Origin of the sequence: Cupriavidus sp. BIC8F (assembly GCF_032465815.1) — a bacterium.
In the GTDB taxonomy this organism is placed as follows: Bacteria; Pseudomonadota; Gammaproteobacteria; order Burkholderiales; family Burkholderiaceae; genus Cupriavidus; species Cupriavidus necator.
Genome location: NZ_CP136095.1, coordinates 1,290,652 through 1,305,910 on the forward strand (window position 1 = coordinate 1,290,652; position 15,259 = coordinate 1,305,910).

A 15,259-nucleotide genomic window follows, 5' to 3' on the forward strand; every position below is an offset into this window, starting at 1 on the left:
GACTTCATGTGCCGCAATGCCAGGCGCCGGTCTAGTTGTGAGAAGGGCAACCCACAAAGCCCTGATGTGCTCGTCGAGGCACAAACAAACGGTACCAGGAGACAAGACAGATGGCGCAATTCGAAGCATCGGCCTCGGCCGGTCACGGCAACGTGAACGGCCGCGGGCTGCAGAACCGTTGGATCCAGCTTGCAATCGGTGTGGTGTGCATGGGGCTGGTAGCGAACTTGCAGTACGGCTGGACCCTCTTCGTGTCACCGATGGACGCCAAGCATCACTGGGGTGCGTCCGCTATCCAGGTGGCATTTTCCATTTTTATCGTGACTGAAACCTGGCTGGTGCCGCTGGAAGGCTGGCTGGTGGACAAGTTCGGCCCGCGCCCGGTGGTGGCGGGCGGGGCCATCTGTGCGGGACTGGCATGGGTGATGAATTCCTATGCGACCACGCTGCCGGAGCTGTATGCGGCCGCGGTGATTGCCGGCATCGGCGCGGGCGGCGTCTACGGGACCTGCGTCGGCAACGCGCTGAAGTGGTTCCCGGACAAGCGCGGCCTGGCAGCCGGGCTGACGGCGGCGGGTTTCGGTGCCGGCTCGGCCATCACGGTGATCCCCATCGCCAACATGATCCAGAGCTCGGGCTATGAAAAGGCCTTCCTGACCTTCGGCATCCTGCAGGGCGTGTGCATCTTCGTGCTGGCACTGCTGCTGGTGAAGCCCAAGGCGCCCAAGGGCGCGGTGGCGGCCAAGGCGGTGCTGACCAATCCGGTCGAGTTCTCGCCGGGGCAGATGGTGAAGACGCCGGTGTTCTGGCTGATCTACGTCTGCTTTGTCGCGGTAGCGGCGGGCGGGATCATGGCGACGGCGCAACTCGGGCCGATCGCCAAGGACTTCGGCTTCGCCTCGATGCCGGTGACGATGCTGGGCATGACGCTGCCGCTGCTGACCATGACCTTGTCGATCGACAACTTGTGCAATGGCTTTACGCGGCCTTTGTGCGGCTTCCTGTCGGACCGGTTCGGGCGCGAGAACACCATGTTCGTGATCTTCATCGGCGAAGGCCTGGCGCTGCTCGGGCTGATGCAGATGGGGCACAACCCGTACTGGTTCATGTTCTTCGCGGCGCTGACCTTCCTGTTCTGGGGCGAGATCTTCTCGATCTTCCCGGCCTTGTGCGCCGATACCTTCGGCAGCAAGTTCGCGGCGGCCAATGCGGGCACGCTGTACACGGCGAAGGGCACGGCGGCGATGGTGGTGCCGCTGGCATCGATCCTGTCGGCCTATGGTGGCTGGGGAGCCGTGTTCTCGGTGGCGGCGGTGGTGACGATTGCGGCGGGGATCTCGGCCAAGGTGTTCCTGGCGCCCATGCGCAAGCGCTTTATCACCGGGCATGCCGAGGCAGTGCGCGTGTCCGACGCCGCGTTCCTGGCTGGCATGTCGCCGCGTCAGGGGGAGTAATCCCAGGCTGAAGGGTAGGGAGCCTGGCGAAGTCTGCCGGGCTTCGGAGTGAGGTCAGATCATTCCTGTTAGTGGACGCGCTGGTGTTCGCGGAGGACGCCAGTGCGTGGCAACGTGTTCCAGGGGCAGGAAAGTCGCTGGAATTTTGGTATGTAATATATCTTGATGCGTAATCCAGACGTGATTTCCAGGCTTCAACATGGCCCGGAAATCTGTGCCGATTGCGCATGAATGGCGTCATTTCAGGAAATGCGCTGATTTAGCCGTAGTTACCTGCAAGATTGCTGCGCCGCATCGACGAAACTTGAAGAACTAGTGGAAATTCCTCTTGCGTCGTTCTGATATATCACATACCGTATGTCATCAAGAGCAACGGGAACGATCGGGCGCCGCAAGGCAAACGGGTAGCAACAGTGAAGGGCGAGAAGGCGAGAGAGCCCCGCCCCGTAAAGAATTCAACGAGGAGACCAAGACATGTCCGAAGTCGTCGAAGCCAAGCGGGTTGGGAGCACCACCGCGGAAGACACCCTGAAATAAAAGAATTCCAACCCCAGTCAATTTGCATAGAAGGAAGCAACCATGGCAGAAGTCGGAAACGAGTTGCAGCGTCACGCCGCAGATGAACATCAGGCACAAACCGATGGTTTTCATCTGGTCATCGACGCGCTGAAGCTGAACGGAATCGAAAACATCTACGGTCTGCCCGGCATTCCGGTCACCGATCTGGCTCGTCTGGCGCAGGCCAACGGCATGCGCGTCATCAGCTTCCGGCACGAGCAGAACGCAGGCAACGCAGCAGCGATTGCCGGCTTTCTCACGCAGAAGCCGGGCGTTTGCCTGACCGTGTCTGCGCCTGGCTTCCTGAACGGGCTGACGGCGCTGGCGCATGCGACCACCAACTGCTTCCCGATGATCCTGATCAGCGGCTCGAGCGAGCGCGAGATCGTCGATTTGCAGCAGGGTGACTACGAAGAGATGGACCAGCTGGCCATCGCCCGTCCGCACGCCAAGGCTGCCTTCCGCGTGCTGCACGCTGAAGACATTGGTGTCGGGATCGCGCGTGCCATTCGTGCCGCCGTGTCGGGCCGTCCGGGCGGTGTGTACCTGGACCTGCCGGCCAAGCTGCTGGGCCAGTCGATGGAAGCCGAGAAGGGCCGCAAGTCGCTGATCAAGGTGGTGGATCCGGCCCCGCGCCAACTGCCGGCACCGGACTCGATCGACCGTGCCGTCGCGTTGCTGAAGAACGCCAAGCGCCCGCTGATCCTGCTGGGCAAGGGTGCCGCGTACGCACGCGCCGAAGCGGATATCCGCACGCTGGTCGAGAAGACGGGCATTCCGTACTTGCCGATGTCGATGGCCAAGGGCCTGCTGCCCGATACGCACCCGCAATCGGCCTCGGCCGCACGCTCGTATGTGCTGGCTGAAGCCGACGTGGTGTTGCTGGTCGGCGCCCGCCTGAACTGGCTGCTGTCGCACGGCAAGGGCAAGACCTGGGGCAAGCCGAAGCAATTCATCCAGATCGACATCGCGGCGACCGAGATGGACAGCAACGTCGCCATTGCCGCGCCGGTAGTGGGTGACATTGGTTCGTGCGTGTCGGCGATCCTCGACAAGGTCGGCAATGACTTTGCCAAGCCGGGCGCCGAGTGGCTGAACGCGGTGGCCGACCGCAGGGACACGAACCTGGCGAAGATGGCCGAGACCCTGGCCAAGTCCAAGGATGTCTCGCCGATGAACTTCCACGGCGCGCTGAACGTGCTGAAGGATGTGGTCAAGGCCAACCCGGGCATCTCGTTCGTCAACGAAGGCGCCAACACGCTGGACTACGCCCGTGCCGTGATCGACATGTACGAGCCGCGCAAGCGCCTTGACGTAGGCACCTGGGGCGTGATGGGCGTGGGCATGGGCTACGCGGTCGCCGCGGCGGTCGAGACCAACAAGCCGGTGCTGGCGCTGTGCGGTGACAGTGCGTTCGGTTTCTCGGGCATGGAAGTCGAGACGATCTGCCGATACAACCTGCCGGTCTGCATTGTCATATTCAACAACAACGGCGTCTACAAGGGTATCGACGTGAATCCGACCGGCGGCAAGGATCCGGCGGTCACGACCTTCGTCCCGGGCGCGCGCTACGACAAGATGATGGAAGCGTTCGGCGGCGTCGGTCACAACGTCACCACGCCGGCGGAACTCGAAGCCGCGGTGAACGAAGCCCTGCGCTCGGGCAAGCCCACGCTGGTCAACGCCGTCATCGACCCGGCTGCGGGCACCGAAAGCGGTCGTCTGACCAATCTGAATCCGCAAAGCTCGGCCAAGAAGTAATTCACCCGAATTTCACCCCTCTGATCCAATAGGAGAACGAAAGTGAACCTCCCGCTCAACGGCATCAAGATCATCGACTTCACGCACGTCCAGGCCGGGCCTGCCTGCACGCAGCTTCTCGCCTGGTTCGGCGCCGACGTGATCAAGGTCGAGCGCCCCGGTTCCGGCGACGTGACGCGCACCCAGCTGCGCGACATCCCGGATGTCGATGCGCTGTACTTCACCATGCTCAACTCCAACAAGCGCAGCCTGACGCTGGACACCAAGAAGCCGGAAGGCAAGAAGATCCTGGAGCAGCTGATCCGCGAATCGGACGTGCTGGTCGAGAACTTCGGCCCGGGCGCGCTGGACCGCATGGGCTTCTCGTGGGAACGCATCAACGAGCTGAACCCCAAGATGATCGTGGCTTCGGTCAAGGGCTTCAGCGACGGCCACCACTATGAAGACCTGAAGGTCTATGAGAACGTGGCCCAGTGCGCCGGCGGCGCGGCTTCCACCACCGGCTTCTGGGACGGCCCGCCGACGGTGTCCGCCGCGGCGCTGGGCGATTCCAACACCGGCATGCACCTGGCCATCGGCATCCTGACCGCGCTGATCGGCCGCGACAAGACCGGCAAGGGCCAGAAGGTGGCCGTGTCGATGCAGGATGCGGTGCTGAACCTGTGCCGCGTCAAGCTGCGCGACCAGCAGCGCCTGGACCGCCTGGGCTACCTGGAAGAGTACCCGCAGTATCCGCATGGCAGCTTCAGCGACGTGGTGCCGCGCGGCGGCAACGCGGGCGGCGGCGGCCAGCCGGGCTGGGTGCTGAAGTGCAAGGGCTGGGAGACCGACCCCAACGCCTATATCTACTTCACCATCCAGGGCCATGCCTGGGAGCCGATCTGCAAGGCGCTGGGCAAGCCGGAATGGATTTCCGATCCCAACTACGCCACCGCCAAGGCGCGCCAGCCGCATATCTTCGATATTTTCAACACCATCGAGGAATGGCTGGCCGACAAGACCAAGTACGAGGCCGTGGACATCCTGCGCAAGTTCGACATCCCGTGCTCGCCGGTGCTGTCGATGAAGGAAATCGCCGATGATCCGTCGTTGCGCGCCAGCGGCAGCATCACCGAGGTGCCGCACAAGGAGCGCGGCACCTACCTGACGGTGGGCAGCCCGATCAAGTTCTCCGACCTGAAGCCGGAGATCACCGGGTCGCCGCTGCTGGGCGAGCATAGCGATGAAGTGCTGGCCGGCCTGGGCTACGGTGCGGACGACATCAAGCGCCTGCGCGAGTCCCAGGTGATCTGACGCTGCCCGCTGCACTTGTGCCGGAGCGTACGCCGGGGTCTCGCGCATAGCGGGCCCCGGCGTTTTTGCTTGCAGCGTGGCCATGAGGCACGCTACCTTGATGGCCAAGACAGGCCGGCGCCGACCGGCCCTGGTAATAACGAGGGAATCCCCATGACAGACCAGATCGACTACGCGCAACTGGTGTCCGCCATCGGCGACGCCATCATCATCTCCGATGCCAAGGGCGCCATCACGCTATGGAACCCCGCCGCCGAGCGCATGTTCGGCTTTACCCAGGCCGAGGCCATGGGCCAGTCGCTCGACCTGATCATCCCTGAGCGCCTGCGCGGGCGGCACTGGGAGGGCTACGACAAGACCATGGCGACCGGCATCACGCGCTACGGCCACGACCTGCTCAAGGTGCCCGCAGTCGACAAGGACGGCAAGTCCATGTCGATCGCCTTCACCGTGGCGCTGCTCAAGAATGACGCGGGTGCCATCACCGGCATCGTCGCGGTGATCCGCGACGAGACTGTGCGCTTCCAGGAGGAGCGGGCGCTGAAGAAGCGGCTGGTGGAGCTGGAAAACCAGGTCAAGGAACAGGCCTGAGGCGCGTGCCTTCGCCGTGATCCCGGGCCAGCCGCCCAGCGCGGCGGCCCGGTGGCCAGGCCTTGGTCCTGGCCGATTCCTGTTTGCGCGGCAGTCCCAGCGGGGCGGCTGCGCAGGTCTCGTTTGTCCCCCGAGTTTTCCCGAATAGGTGGCCGGCGTGCGCTTCCCGCGCCGCTTTGGTGTGGCCGATCCTGGTTTTTTCGGTACCGGATTCGTTGACTGAGTACCGAATGCCTCCTACATTGGGAGTCCTGACAAAAACAGATCCGAGGAGACAACATGACCCGTCAAGCTTCGGCCGCTGCGGTGGTCCACGGCGGCGCAACGGTGGGCCAGCTCTATGCGGCCGCGCTGCGCGCCCGGCCCGGCGTACCCGCCATCGTCGGCGACGACACCACGCTGAGCTATGAGGCGCTCGCGCTGCAGTGCGCGCGCGTCGCGCGGCTGTTTGCCGCCCGCGGGCTGGCGCGCCAGGATGCCGTGGCCTTCCTGGTGGGCAATCGCGCCGAAGCGGTCGCCGCCATCATCGCCGCGCAGCTGGCCGGGCTGAAGAACGTGTCGCTGCATCCGATGGCATCGGAAGCGGATCACGCCTTCGTGCTGCAGGATGCCGGGGTGCGGGCGCTGGTGGTGGACAACGCCCGCTTCACCGAGCGGGCGCGCGTGCTGGCGGCCGGCGCCGGCCTGCAGGTCCTGCCGCTGGACGATGGCGAGTTCGGGCCTGGCCTGGCCCGTGCGGCGGCTGCGTTCGATGGCTCGCCCGTGGCCCCGGGCGACGACCCCACGGAAATCAGCCGGCTGGCCTATACCGGCGGCACCACCGGCCGTTCCAAGGGCATCCTGCATACGCACCGGACCACGGTAACGGTGCTGCAGTACATGCTGGCCAGCTACGAATGGCCGGAGCAGATCCGCTACCTGGTGACCACGCCGATCTCGCACGCGTCCGGCAGCCTGTTCCTGCCGACGCTGCTGCGTGGCGGCACCATTTACCTGTGCGACAAGTTCAGTCCCGCCGATTTTCTGCGCCGCGTGGCCGAACAACGGATCAACCTGACCTTCCTGGTCCCCACGCAGATCTACGGCCTGCTCGATTGCGACGGGCTGGACGCGTCCGACCTGTCCAGCCTGGAACTGGTGCTCTACGGCGCGGCGCCGATCGCGCCGGTGCGCCTCGCTGACGCGCTGCGCCGCATCGGTCCGGTGTTTGGGCAGGTGTACGGCCAGGCTGAAGTGCCGATGTGCATCAGCTACCTGAGCCAGCGCGACCACGATCCGGACAACCCCGAGCGCCTGCGCTCGTGCGGCAAGGTGATCCCAGGCAACCAGGTCAAGCTGCTCGACCCCGACCTGCGTGAAGTCGCGCCGGGCGAGGTGGGCGAGCTGTGCGTGCGCGGTCCGCTGGTGATGGAGGGCTACCTGAACCGGCCCGAGGAAGACGCCAAGGTCTTTGCCGGCGACTGGCTGCATACCGGCGACATGGCCCGTTGCGACAGCGAGGGCTTCCTGTACATCGTCGACCGCGCCAAGGACATGATCATCAGCGGCGGCTTCAACGTGTACCCGAGCGAGGTGGAGCATTGCCTGGCGCTGCACCCGGCCATCGCCATGTCCACGGTGATCGGCATCCCCGACGCCAAGTGGGGCGAAGCGGTCTTCGCCGTGGTCGTGGCCCGGCCCGGTGCGGCGCTCACCGAGGCCGACGTGATCGGCCACGTAACGCAGCACAAGGGCGTGGTCAACGCGCCCAAGCAGGTGGTGTTCGTGGATGAGCTGCCGCTGACCGCGCTGGGCAAGATCGACCGCAAGGCCATCCGCGGCCGCTACTGGGGCGGCCAGGAGCGGCAGGTGGCCTGAGCGCGCCCACCGTATGCCGCACGGTCCCGAAAGCGGGCCGGCGGCCTGCCCAGACCAACAACAGTGGAGGAGGCCACCATGGCAATCCGCTTACGTTTCAATGCAATCCGGCCGACCCGGGCGCCGGCGCGCGGCTAAGAGGTGCCGGCGCCGGCTTCGGGCCGGCACAGCAGGCCGTTCAGGATGATCTCGTAGAACTCGCTGAAGGCATCGCCCATCTTCAGGCCGGTTTCCTTCAGGAACTGCTGGTTGCGCAGCCGGTACGCGGCGCCCAGGATCGCTTCGGAAACCAGCCGCGGATTGTGCTGCGCCATCAGCCCTTGCCGCATGCCTGCGTCCAGCAGGCTTTCGAGCCCGCGCACGCGCGCCAGCTGGTAGTCGTCGAATACCGCCCGGCCGCTGTCGATCGCATCCAGGTCCACCAGCGCGGCCTTGCTCAGCCCCGATGTGTGGAGCGCGGCATGCAGGTAGGCGGACACTGCCTGCGCCGCATCGCTTTCGCGGCGCGCCGCGGCAAAGCCCCTTTCCAGGTTGTCAGCGAGCACGTCGCGGCAGATGCCGACGAACAGCGCTTCCTTGGTTGGCGCGATTTCGTACAGGCGCCGCCGCGAGCAGCGCATGCGTTGGGCAATCTCGCCGATGGTTAGCGACGACACGCCTTCGGTGCTCAGCAGCCGGGTCAGTTCGTGGGCGAATTCTTCGTCGGTGCGTCGAGTCGGCATGAAACGGGTGGCAAGCCGGGCAAGTGCCGGGCGCGTGAGTGTTGATGCCGAATCTTACGACGACTGCGCGGTGCACAGGCATAGTGACCTCGCCTGAGGGCCATACGGGCCAGGCAAAAAAGGCGAGGCCGCTCGCGCGCCTCGCCGTGAACCGACCGGCCCCCCTCAGTTGAGATGACCGACCGCGCGGAGATATTCGTTCTTTTTCTCGAAGATCAGCGCGCTCAGAAAGGCGGCGTCATAGGCGGCCAGCAGGTGCGTGTGGTGTTCTTCGATATAGCGGGCCACACGCGCCTTTTCGCATTCGATGCCGCATAGCCATTCATACATCTCGGCGTCCCAGCGGAAGCGCAGGCCCAGCTCGATAAACGCAGCGTTGTAGGCGGCGAGCTGGGTGTCGCGCGGAATAGGTTGGTTATCGGTGCCGACCGTGACGGCAGCTTGGCGGCTTTCCTGCTGGGCTTGGTTCATGCTCGTCTCCTGAGATGCGCTGTAGCGGTTGGGTTGAGACAAGCATAGGGACCCCCAATGATTTACGATAATTAAAGTTTCATAGCAAAACCATAATCAATCGTTTATGCATTCTGCCTGATCAAACCTTCCACGCCGGTGATGCGCTGGATCAGTGCCGCGCCGTCTTCCATCAGGAACTGCTTGAACGCCAGCGCCACCGGCGGCAGCCGCTTGTTCTTGCGGTGCACCACGTACCAGTTGAGCATGACCGGGAAGCCCTCGATGTCCAGCACCGTAAGCTTGCCGGCCTGCAGCTCCAGTCCCACCGTATGCGCCGACAGGAACGCGATGCCCATATTGGCGATCACCGCTTGCTTGATGGTCTCCGTGCTTTTGATCTCCATCGCGATGCGCATATTGGACAGCTTTCCAGCAAAGCCTTCCTGCATCGAATTCCAGGTATCCGAGCCTTTCTCGCGTGAGACGAAGGCTTCATCCGTCAGTGCCGCCAGCGGGATATTGCGTTGGCCGACCAGCGGATGGGTGGGCGCGGCCACGATGACATAGGGGTGCGGAGCGAAGGCCTCGTTGATGGTGTCCATGCCTTCGGGCGGGCGCACCATCACCGCCAGGTCGGTCAGGTTGCCGGCCAGCTGGTGCAGCAATTCCTCGCGGTTATGCACGGCAAGGTTCAGCGTCACGCCTTCATGGCGGTTCATGAACTCGGCCAGCAGGCGCGGAAAGAAATAGTCGCCGGCGCTGATCACCGCCACGTTGAGCCGGCCGCCGGAGATGCCCTTGAGCTGGGACATCGCGTCTTCGGCCTCGCGGAACTGCTGGATGATGCTGCGGCTGTAATGCAGCATCTCATGGCCCGCCGGGGTCAGGTAGATCTTCTTGCCCAACTGCTCGAACAGGGGCAGCCCCACATGGTGCTCCAGCTGCCGCACCTGGGTCGATACCGCGGGCTGGGTCAGGTGCAGTTCCTCGGCAGCGCGTGAAAAGCTCATATGGCGGGCAACGGTCTCAAAGACCTTCAGTTGCCGCAGCGTGGCGTTTCTCATCCTCGTCCCGTGCAATATATAAACGATTGACTATATAAACGATAAAAAACTTTATGCAGTGCTGATCTTAGATTCAAGTAGCATCAATCGTCGGATTGGCATGCCCCGCCCCGAATCCGGCCCTCCGGCTTGCGCCAGGAGTCCGCCAATGGCCACAAGCATGGCCGATAACAACGATGGCTGCCTACAGCCACGACAAAAAAACACAAGGAGACTACCGTGACCGGAGTGAACGCAATGGTGCGTGCAACGCGACACCTCGCCATGCCTGAAGACAGGCTCCGTCTCAGCCACGCCGGTGCCGGGCAGGGGGGCAGGTCATGAATATCTCGCTCCCCCAACTGAAGGCCTTCGCCGCGGTGGCGCGGCACAAGAGCTTTACGCGTGCTTCGGTTGAGCTGGGTCTGACGCAATCCGCGGTCAGCCGCAGCGTGCGTGAGCTGGAAGATGAAATCGACCAGCGCCTGTTCGACCGTACCACGCGCCAGGTGGAACTGACCGATGCCGGCCAGCACCTGTCGCAGCGCATCTGCCACCTGATCGAAGAGGTGGAGCAGACCCTGCGCGACAGCCAGAGCGCCAGCCGTCCGTGCCAGGGCCTGGTGCAGATCGCCTCGGATCCGGTGCTCAGCTCGATGTCGGTGCCGACGTGGCTGGCCGGCTGCCGGCAAGCGTGGCCGGCGATTGCCATCCACTTGAAGGACCGCTCGCAGGAGTCGGTGCTGCAGAGCGTGCGCAGCGGCGAGGTGGACTTCGGCATTGCCACCGATCCGCAGCCAAGCGATGACCTCTATTGTGAACCGCTGTGCGTCGATGCCTACCACGCCGTCCTGCCCGCCCAGCATCCGCTGGCCATGCGCGACGCGGTAGGGTGGGGCGACCTGAGCGATGCCCGCGTGCTGGCCCTGGACCAGCAGTGCGGCATGCAGCCCGCGGTGGAGAAGGCGCTCAGCAGCTATCACGTGCGCGCGGGCTCGCTGCAGTTGCTTGGCCACTTTGCGGCGGTGTTCGGCATGGTGGCGCTGGGCCTCGGGATCGGCGTGGTGCCGTCGCGTGCCCAGGTTGGCGGCATGAATCCGGCGGCGGTGATGCGGCCGCTGCGTCCGCAGGTGACTTCCACGGTGATGCTGGTTCGGCGCAAGAGCCGTTCGCTCAAGCCTAATGCCGCGGCAATCTGGGATGCCTTGCGTGGCCAGGAGTATCAGGAGCCACCGGTGGCGCGTCGTGAAACGACCACGGTGTGAGGCCATCGGCTCTTCTGGGGCCATTGGGTCGGCTTTCGTTGTATTAGTGCAAAACTTCTACTGATATATCACATACAGGATATTTACACATAGTGCAGCGCAGCATATAATGAAAACTCCTGACCACAACGCTATTGGAGTTTTCAAATGGAAGTCGCTCTTCTCTTCGCTCTTGGCCTGGGCCTGATTGCTGCCGGTGTCGGCGTGACCACGCTGCTGGCCACGCGCCTGCCGATGGACGTGCTGGTGACCGCGCAGGAGCATGGTCGCTTCGCCGGCCTGGGCTCGAACCAGGAAAGCGATGGCGTGGGCCGTGCCAGCCCGTCGCGCATCGTGCCCGCTGCCGGTGAACTGGCTTACGCGTAATGCGCGCAGGGGCCATGCGCTTTTCGCGCTGAACAGCGCATCTGGCAAGGGTTGTAGCGGCCGGCATCCCTTGTGGCAGTACCTCGGTTGATTCCTGACCTGCGGCATTCGCCGCGAGCCAGGGCAGGGTTCCGCGCGAACCTGCGGCCGCCACCACCTTCCTTCTGATCGCTGCCAGCGATCGCCCAGCGCAACCCTTGCTTGCGCCGCCTGTCCCGATCCGGCAGCTCCCTGCCGTGCCTGCAGCGCCTCCTCCGACATCGTTCCCAAGGCCATACATGCGGTGCAATACATTAATGTATGCATCTAGGGACTTTCCCCAACTCATCGTTTTCCCGGTTTTTCCCAAGCGCGATCCCCGGCATTCTTGCGGGTGCCAGCAGTCGGCGGATTGATGCGCCGATGCATGGCAACTGCTTGATTTCCAACGACTCCGGATGCTGTCGGACCGGCCATTGATGCAGTGTGCGCACCAGTCGCACTGCAGCAACGGCCAGCCAGGTGTCGCTCGCCGCGGTCTCATGCTGCAGGGCCGCGACGAATACGCTTGACTTACCTGATATATCACATACCGTATAGCACTAGAACGGCTCAGCTGTTCTTTGACTGAGAGTCACGCAGAGGCGTCTACAGGCGCCCATCTTCCACCTTGGCGGCAAGCCGCTATAAGGAGACATCATGGAATTGCAGCAGAGGGAGTCCACGTCGCGCTTTGCGTCGCCGTGGGTGCAACTGGTATTCGGCGTGATCTGCATGGCGATGATCGCCAACATGCAATACGGCTGGACGCTGTTCGTCAACCCGATCGACGACAAGTACCACTGGGGCCGCACCGCGATCCAGGTGGCCTTCACCATCTTCGTCGTGACGGAAACCTGGCTGGTGCCGATTGAAGGCTACCTGGTCGACAAGTACGGCCCGCGCCCGGTGGTGGTGGGCGGTGGCCTGCTGTGCGCGATTGCGTGGGCCCTGAACTCGGTGGCGTCCTCGCTGCCCATGCTTTACTTCGCGGCGGCGATCGGCGGCCTTGGCGCGGGCGCGGTGTATGGCACCTGCGTGGGCAACGCGCTGAAATGGTTTCCCAATCGCCGGGGCCTGGCAGCGGGGATTACCGCAGCCGGTTTCGGTGCGGGCTCCGCGCTGACCGTGGTGCCCATTGCCAACATGATCAAGACTTCGGGCTATGAGGCCGCGTTCCTGTGGTTCGGTCTTGGCCAGGGCCTGATCGTGTTCATCCTGGGCATGGCCCTGTACCCACCGTCGGCCAAGATCCTGAGCGAGGTCAAGTCCACGCTGAAGGCTGCCGCAACCTACAACGCTTCGCCGCGCGAGGTGCTGAAGTCGCCGATCTTCTGGGTCATGTACGCGATGTTCGTGATGATGGCCGCCGGCGGCCTGATGGCCACCGCCCAGCTCGGCCCGATCGCCAAGGACTTCGGCCTGCACGACGCCCCGATCTCGATCCTCGGCCTGACCTTGCCGGCGCTGACCTTCGCACTGACCATCGACCGCGTGCTCAATGGCCTGACGCGCCCGTTCTTCGGCTGGATCTCCGATCATATCGGCCGTGAACGCACCATGTTCTTTGCCTTCGGGGTCGAGGCCATCGGCATCCTGCTGCTGTCCAAGTACGGCCACCATCCGGTTGCCTTCGTGGTGCTGACAGGCGTGGTGTTCTTTGCCTGGGGTGAGATCTACAGCCTGTTCCCTGCCACCTGCGGCGACACCTTCGGGCCGAAGTTTGCCGCCACCAACGCGGGTCTGCTGTACACCGCCAAGGGCACGGCCGCGCTGCTGGTGCCGTTCTCCAGCGTGATCACCACCGTCACGGGCAGCTGGCATGCGGTCTTCATGGTGGCCTCCGCCATGGCGGCACTGACCGCGGTAATGGCGCTGTTCGTGCTCAAGCCGATGCGCGAGGCCCATGCCCGTAAATATGTGCATGCCAATGCCTCGGCACCGATGGGCTACCGTACCGTGCCGGAAGACCTGACCTGATGAAGAAAGCAGTACGGCGCCCCCCGGCGCCGGCAGGACCCGGACGTGGCGGCTGCGATGCCTGCACAGACGCCGCGCCCGGTAGCACAATACGACAACTACAAAGCGCGACAGGAGGGCGGCCCGCCGGGCGCCTTCCTGATTGCACATTGGAACCCCACAAACAGAATCCAGGCACGCCATGAACCAGGTTGTCATTCCACTCGAGGCGACGGGGCTCGGCCGGCAGCGCAAGCGCCGCCAGCCCAAGGGCAGGCAGGTAGACGCGGCCGCGCTGGCCGAAGTGCGCGTGGCGCTGGGCGACATGCCCCGCCGGCGCGACCTGCTGATCGAACACCTGCACTGCATCAACGACCGCTACGGCCAGCTGGCGATGCCGCACCTGGTGGCGCTGGCCAGCGAACTGCGGCTGTCGATGACCGAGGTCTATGAAGTTGCCACCTTCTACCACCACTTTGACGTGGTGCGCGAGGACGCCGACGGCCAGATCGCGCCGCCGCCGGCGCTGACCGTGCGCGTTTGCGAAGGCATTGCCTGCGAGCTGGCGGGCGCGCAGGCGCTGATCGACAAGCTGCCCGCGGTGCTCGGCACTGAAGTGCACGTGGTGGCCGCGCCCTGCATCGGCCGCTGCGAAAAGGCGCCCGCGGCGCTGGTCGGGCAGAATCCGGTCGATACTGCCACGGCCGAGGCCATCGACGCCGCCGTGCAGGCAAAGGCCGTGCGCCATGCGCCCGAGCCTTATATCGGCTACGACGCTTACCAGAAGGACGGCGGCTATGCCTTGCTGAAGTCCCTCGCCAGCGGCGAGCTGGATCCGGCCGCCGTGCTGTGCACGATGGAGGACTCCGGCCTGCGCGGCCTGGGCGGCGCGGGCTTCCCGACCGGGCGCAAGTGGCGCATCGTGCAGAACGAGCCCGCGCCCCGGCTGATGGCCATCAATATCGACGAGGGCGAGCCCGGCACCTTCAAGGACCGCGTCTACCTGGAACGCGATCCGCACCGTTTCCTGGAAGGCATGCTGATTGCGGCGACGGTGGTCAACGTGTCAGCGATCTATATCTACCTGCGCGACGAATATGCCGGTTGCCGCGCGCTGCTGGCGGAAGAACTGCGGCGGCTGCAGCAAGACCCGCCAATCCCCGGCTTGCCGACGATAGAACTGCGCCGCGGCGCGGGCGCCTATATCTGCGGCGAAGAGTCGGCCATGATCGAGTCGATCGAAGGCAAGCGCGGCATGCCGCGGCTGCGCCCGCCCTATGTGGCGCAGGTGGGCCTGTTCGGCCGCCCGACGCTGGAGCACAACTTCGAGACCCTGTACTGGGTGCGCGACATCATCGAGAAGGGCGCCGAGTGGTTTGCCTCGCAGGGGCGCAACGGGCGCAAGGGCCTGCGCTCGTTCTCGGTGTCCGGGCGCGTGAAACGTCCCGGCGTCCATCTGGCGCCGGCGGGTATCACGGTACGCGAACTGATCGACGAATATTGCGGAGGCATGCTCGACGGCCATGTGTTCTACGGTTACCTGCCGGGTGGCGCCTCGGGCGGCATCCTGCCGGCGTCGATGGGCAATATCCCGCTGGATTTCGACACGCTGCAGCCCTACGGCTGCTTTATCGGCTCGGCCGCGGTGGTGATCCTGTCCGACCAGGACAGCGCTACGCAGGCAGCGCGCAACCTGATGCACTTCTTCAAGCACGAGTCCTGCGGGCAATGCACACCGTGCCGCACCGGCACCGCCAAGGCGCTCGACCTGATCCGCCAGCCCAAGTGGAACCTGTCGGCGCTGGATGACCTGTCCGCGGTGATGCGCGATGCATCGATCTGCGGGTTGGGGCAAGCCGCGCCCAATCCGGTCGACTGCGTCATCAAGTATTTCCCGCACGAACTGGCCTGAGAGACTG

Annotated in this window: 12 protein-coding genes; 9 read left to right on the plus strand and 3 right to left on the minus strand. The window is 64.4% G+C overall.

What is annotated here, in order from left to right:
- Nucleotides 1–110 precede the first annotated feature (110 nt).
- The 5 genes from oxlT (RS901_RS26105) (at nucleotide 111) to RS901_RS26125 (ending at nucleotide 7,514) form a co-directional block, all read left to right on the plus strand.
- A complete protein-coding gene (gene oxlT / locus RS901_RS26105) occupies nucleotides 111–1,454 on the plus strand; it encodes an oxalate/formate MFS antiporter (RefSeq protein ID WP_013953332.1) in 1,344 nt (447 codons plus the stop codon).
- Nucleotides 1,455–2,033: 579 nt separating this feature from the next.
- On the plus strand, nucleotides 2,034–3,773 hold the full coding sequence (oxc, locus tag RS901_RS26110; protein ID WP_316157032.1) for an oxalyl-CoA decarboxylase: 1,740 nt from the start codon (nucleotides 2,034–2,036) through the stop codon (nucleotides 3,771–3,773).
- 42 nt (nucleotides 3,774–3,815) lie between these two features.
- Nucleotides 3,816–5,066 carry a formyl-CoA transferase gene (gene frc / locus RS901_RS26115; RefSeq protein WP_316157033.1) on the plus strand — a complete coding sequence of 417 codons (1,251 nt, stop codon included), beginning with the start codon at nucleotides 3,816–3,818 and terminating at the stop codon, nucleotides 5,064–5,066.
- Between the two features lie 153 nt (nucleotides 5,067–5,219).
- Nucleotides 5,220–5,657: a PAS domain S-box protein gene (locus tag RS901_RS26120; RefSeq protein ID WP_316157034.1), complete on the plus strand. Its 438-nt coding sequence runs from the start codon at nucleotides 5,220–5,222 to the stop codon at nucleotides 5,655–5,657.
- A gap of 279 nt (nucleotides 5,658–5,936) precedes the next feature.
- Entirely contained in the window at nucleotides 5,937–7,514 is a 1,578-nt protein-coding gene (locus RS901_RS26125; protein ID WP_316157035.1) for an AMP-binding protein, read from the plus strand.
- A gap of 134 nt (nucleotides 7,515–7,648) precedes the next feature.
- Here RS901_RS26125 and RS901_RS26130 read toward each other — a convergent pair whose 3' ends face one another.
- The 3 genes from RS901_RS26130 to RS901_RS26140 form a co-directional block, all read right to left on the minus strand.
- Nucleotides 7,649–8,236, minus strand: coding sequence for a TetR/AcrR family transcriptional regulator (locus RS901_RS26130; RefSeq protein ID WP_316157036.1), 588 nt, complete (start codon nucleotides 8,234–8,236; stop codon nucleotides 7,649–7,651).
- A 165-nt stretch (nucleotides 8,237–8,401) separates the two neighbouring features.
- Nucleotides 8,402–8,707 carry a LysR family transcriptional regulator gene (locus RS901_RS26135; protein ID WP_316157037.1) on the minus strand — a complete coding sequence of 102 codons (306 nt, stop codon included), beginning with the start codon at nucleotides 8,705–8,707 and terminating at the stop codon, nucleotides 8,402–8,404.
- 104 nt (nucleotides 8,708–8,811) lie between these two features.
- Nucleotides 8,812–9,753 (minus strand): LysR family transcriptional regulator, encoded by a 942-nt coding sequence (locus RS901_RS26140; protein WP_316157038.1) that lies wholly within the window; start codon nucleotides 9,751–9,753, stop codon nucleotides 8,812–8,814.
- A 320-nt stretch (nucleotides 9,754–10,073) separates the two neighbouring features.
- Here RS901_RS26140 and RS901_RS26145 point away from each other — a divergent pair, with 320 nt between their 5' ends.
- From RS901_RS26145 to RS901_RS26160, 4 genes are all read left to right on the plus strand, one after another.
- Nucleotides 10,074–10,997, plus strand: a complete 924-nt coding sequence (locus RS901_RS26145; RefSeq protein WP_035818915.1) for a LysR family transcriptional regulator — start codon at nucleotides 10,074–10,076, stop codon at nucleotides 10,995–10,997.
- 147 nt (nucleotides 10,998–11,144) lie between these two features.
- Entirely contained in the window at nucleotides 11,145–11,363 is a 219-nt protein-coding gene (locus RS901_RS26150) for a hypothetical protein (RefSeq protein WP_013953323.1), read from the plus strand.
- A gap of 678 nt (nucleotides 11,364–12,041) precedes the next feature.
- The gene (gene oxlT, locus RS901_RS26155) at nucleotides 12,042–13,361 is read left to right on the plus strand and encodes an oxalate/formate MFS antiporter (RefSeq protein WP_013953322.1); all 1,320 of its coding nucleotides are present in this window, start codon (nucleotides 12,042–12,044) and stop codon (nucleotides 13,359–13,361) included.
- 181 nt (nucleotides 13,362–13,542) lie between these two features.
- Entirely contained in the window at nucleotides 13,543–15,252 is a 1,710-nt protein-coding gene (locus tag RS901_RS26160) for an NADH-ubiquinone oxidoreductase-F iron-sulfur binding region domain-containing protein (protein WP_316157040.1), read from the plus strand.
- The last annotated feature ends 7 nt before the right edge of the window (nucleotides 15,253–15,259 follow it).

What these genes read in the sequence shown, in the direction of transcription:
- oxlT (WP_013953332.1), top strand. Translation starts at nt 111, where the DNA reads ATGGCGCAATTCGAAGCATCGGCCTCGGCCGGTCACGGCAACGTGAAC.
- oxc (WP_316157032.1), top strand. Translation starts at nt 2,034, where the DNA reads ATGGCAGAAGTCGGAAACGAGTTGCAGCGTCACGCCGCAGATGAACAT.
- RS901_RS26120 (WP_316157034.1), top strand. Translation starts at nt 5,220, where the DNA reads ATGACAGACCAGATCGACTACGCGCAACTGGTGTCCGCCATCGGCGAC.
- RS901_RS26125 (WP_316157035.1), top strand. Translation starts at nt 5,937, where the DNA reads ATGACCCGTCAAGCTTCGGCCGCTGCGGTGGTCCACGGCGGCGCAACG.
- RS901_RS26130 (WP_316157036.1), bottom strand. Translation starts at nt 8,236, where the DNA reads ATGCCGACTCGACGCACCGACGAAGAATTCGCCCACGAACTGACCCGG.
- RS901_RS26135 (WP_316157037.1), bottom strand. Translation starts at nt 8,707, where the DNA reads ATGAACCAAGCCCAGCAGGAAAGCCGCCAAGCTGCCGTCACGGTCGGC.
- RS901_RS26140 (WP_316157038.1), bottom strand. Translation starts at nt 9,753, where the DNA reads ATGAGAAACGCCACGCTGCGGCAACTGAAGGTCTTTGAGACCGTTGCC.
- RS901_RS26145 (WP_035818915.1), top strand. Translation starts at nt 10,074, where the DNA reads ATGAATATCTCGCTCCCCCAACTGAAGGCCTTCGCCGCGGTGGCGCGG.
- RS901_RS26150 (WP_013953323.1), top strand. Translation starts at nt 11,145, where the DNA reads ATGGAAGTCGCTCTTCTCTTCGCTCTTGGCCTGGGCCTGATTGCTGCC.
- oxlT (WP_013953322.1), top strand. Translation starts at nt 12,042, where the DNA reads ATGGAATTGCAGCAGAGGGAGTCCACGTCGCGCTTTGCGTCGCCGTGG.
- RS901_RS26160 (WP_316157040.1), top strand. Translation starts at nt 13,543, where the DNA reads ATGAACCAGGTTGTCATTCCACTCGAGGCGACGGGGCTCGGCCGGCAG.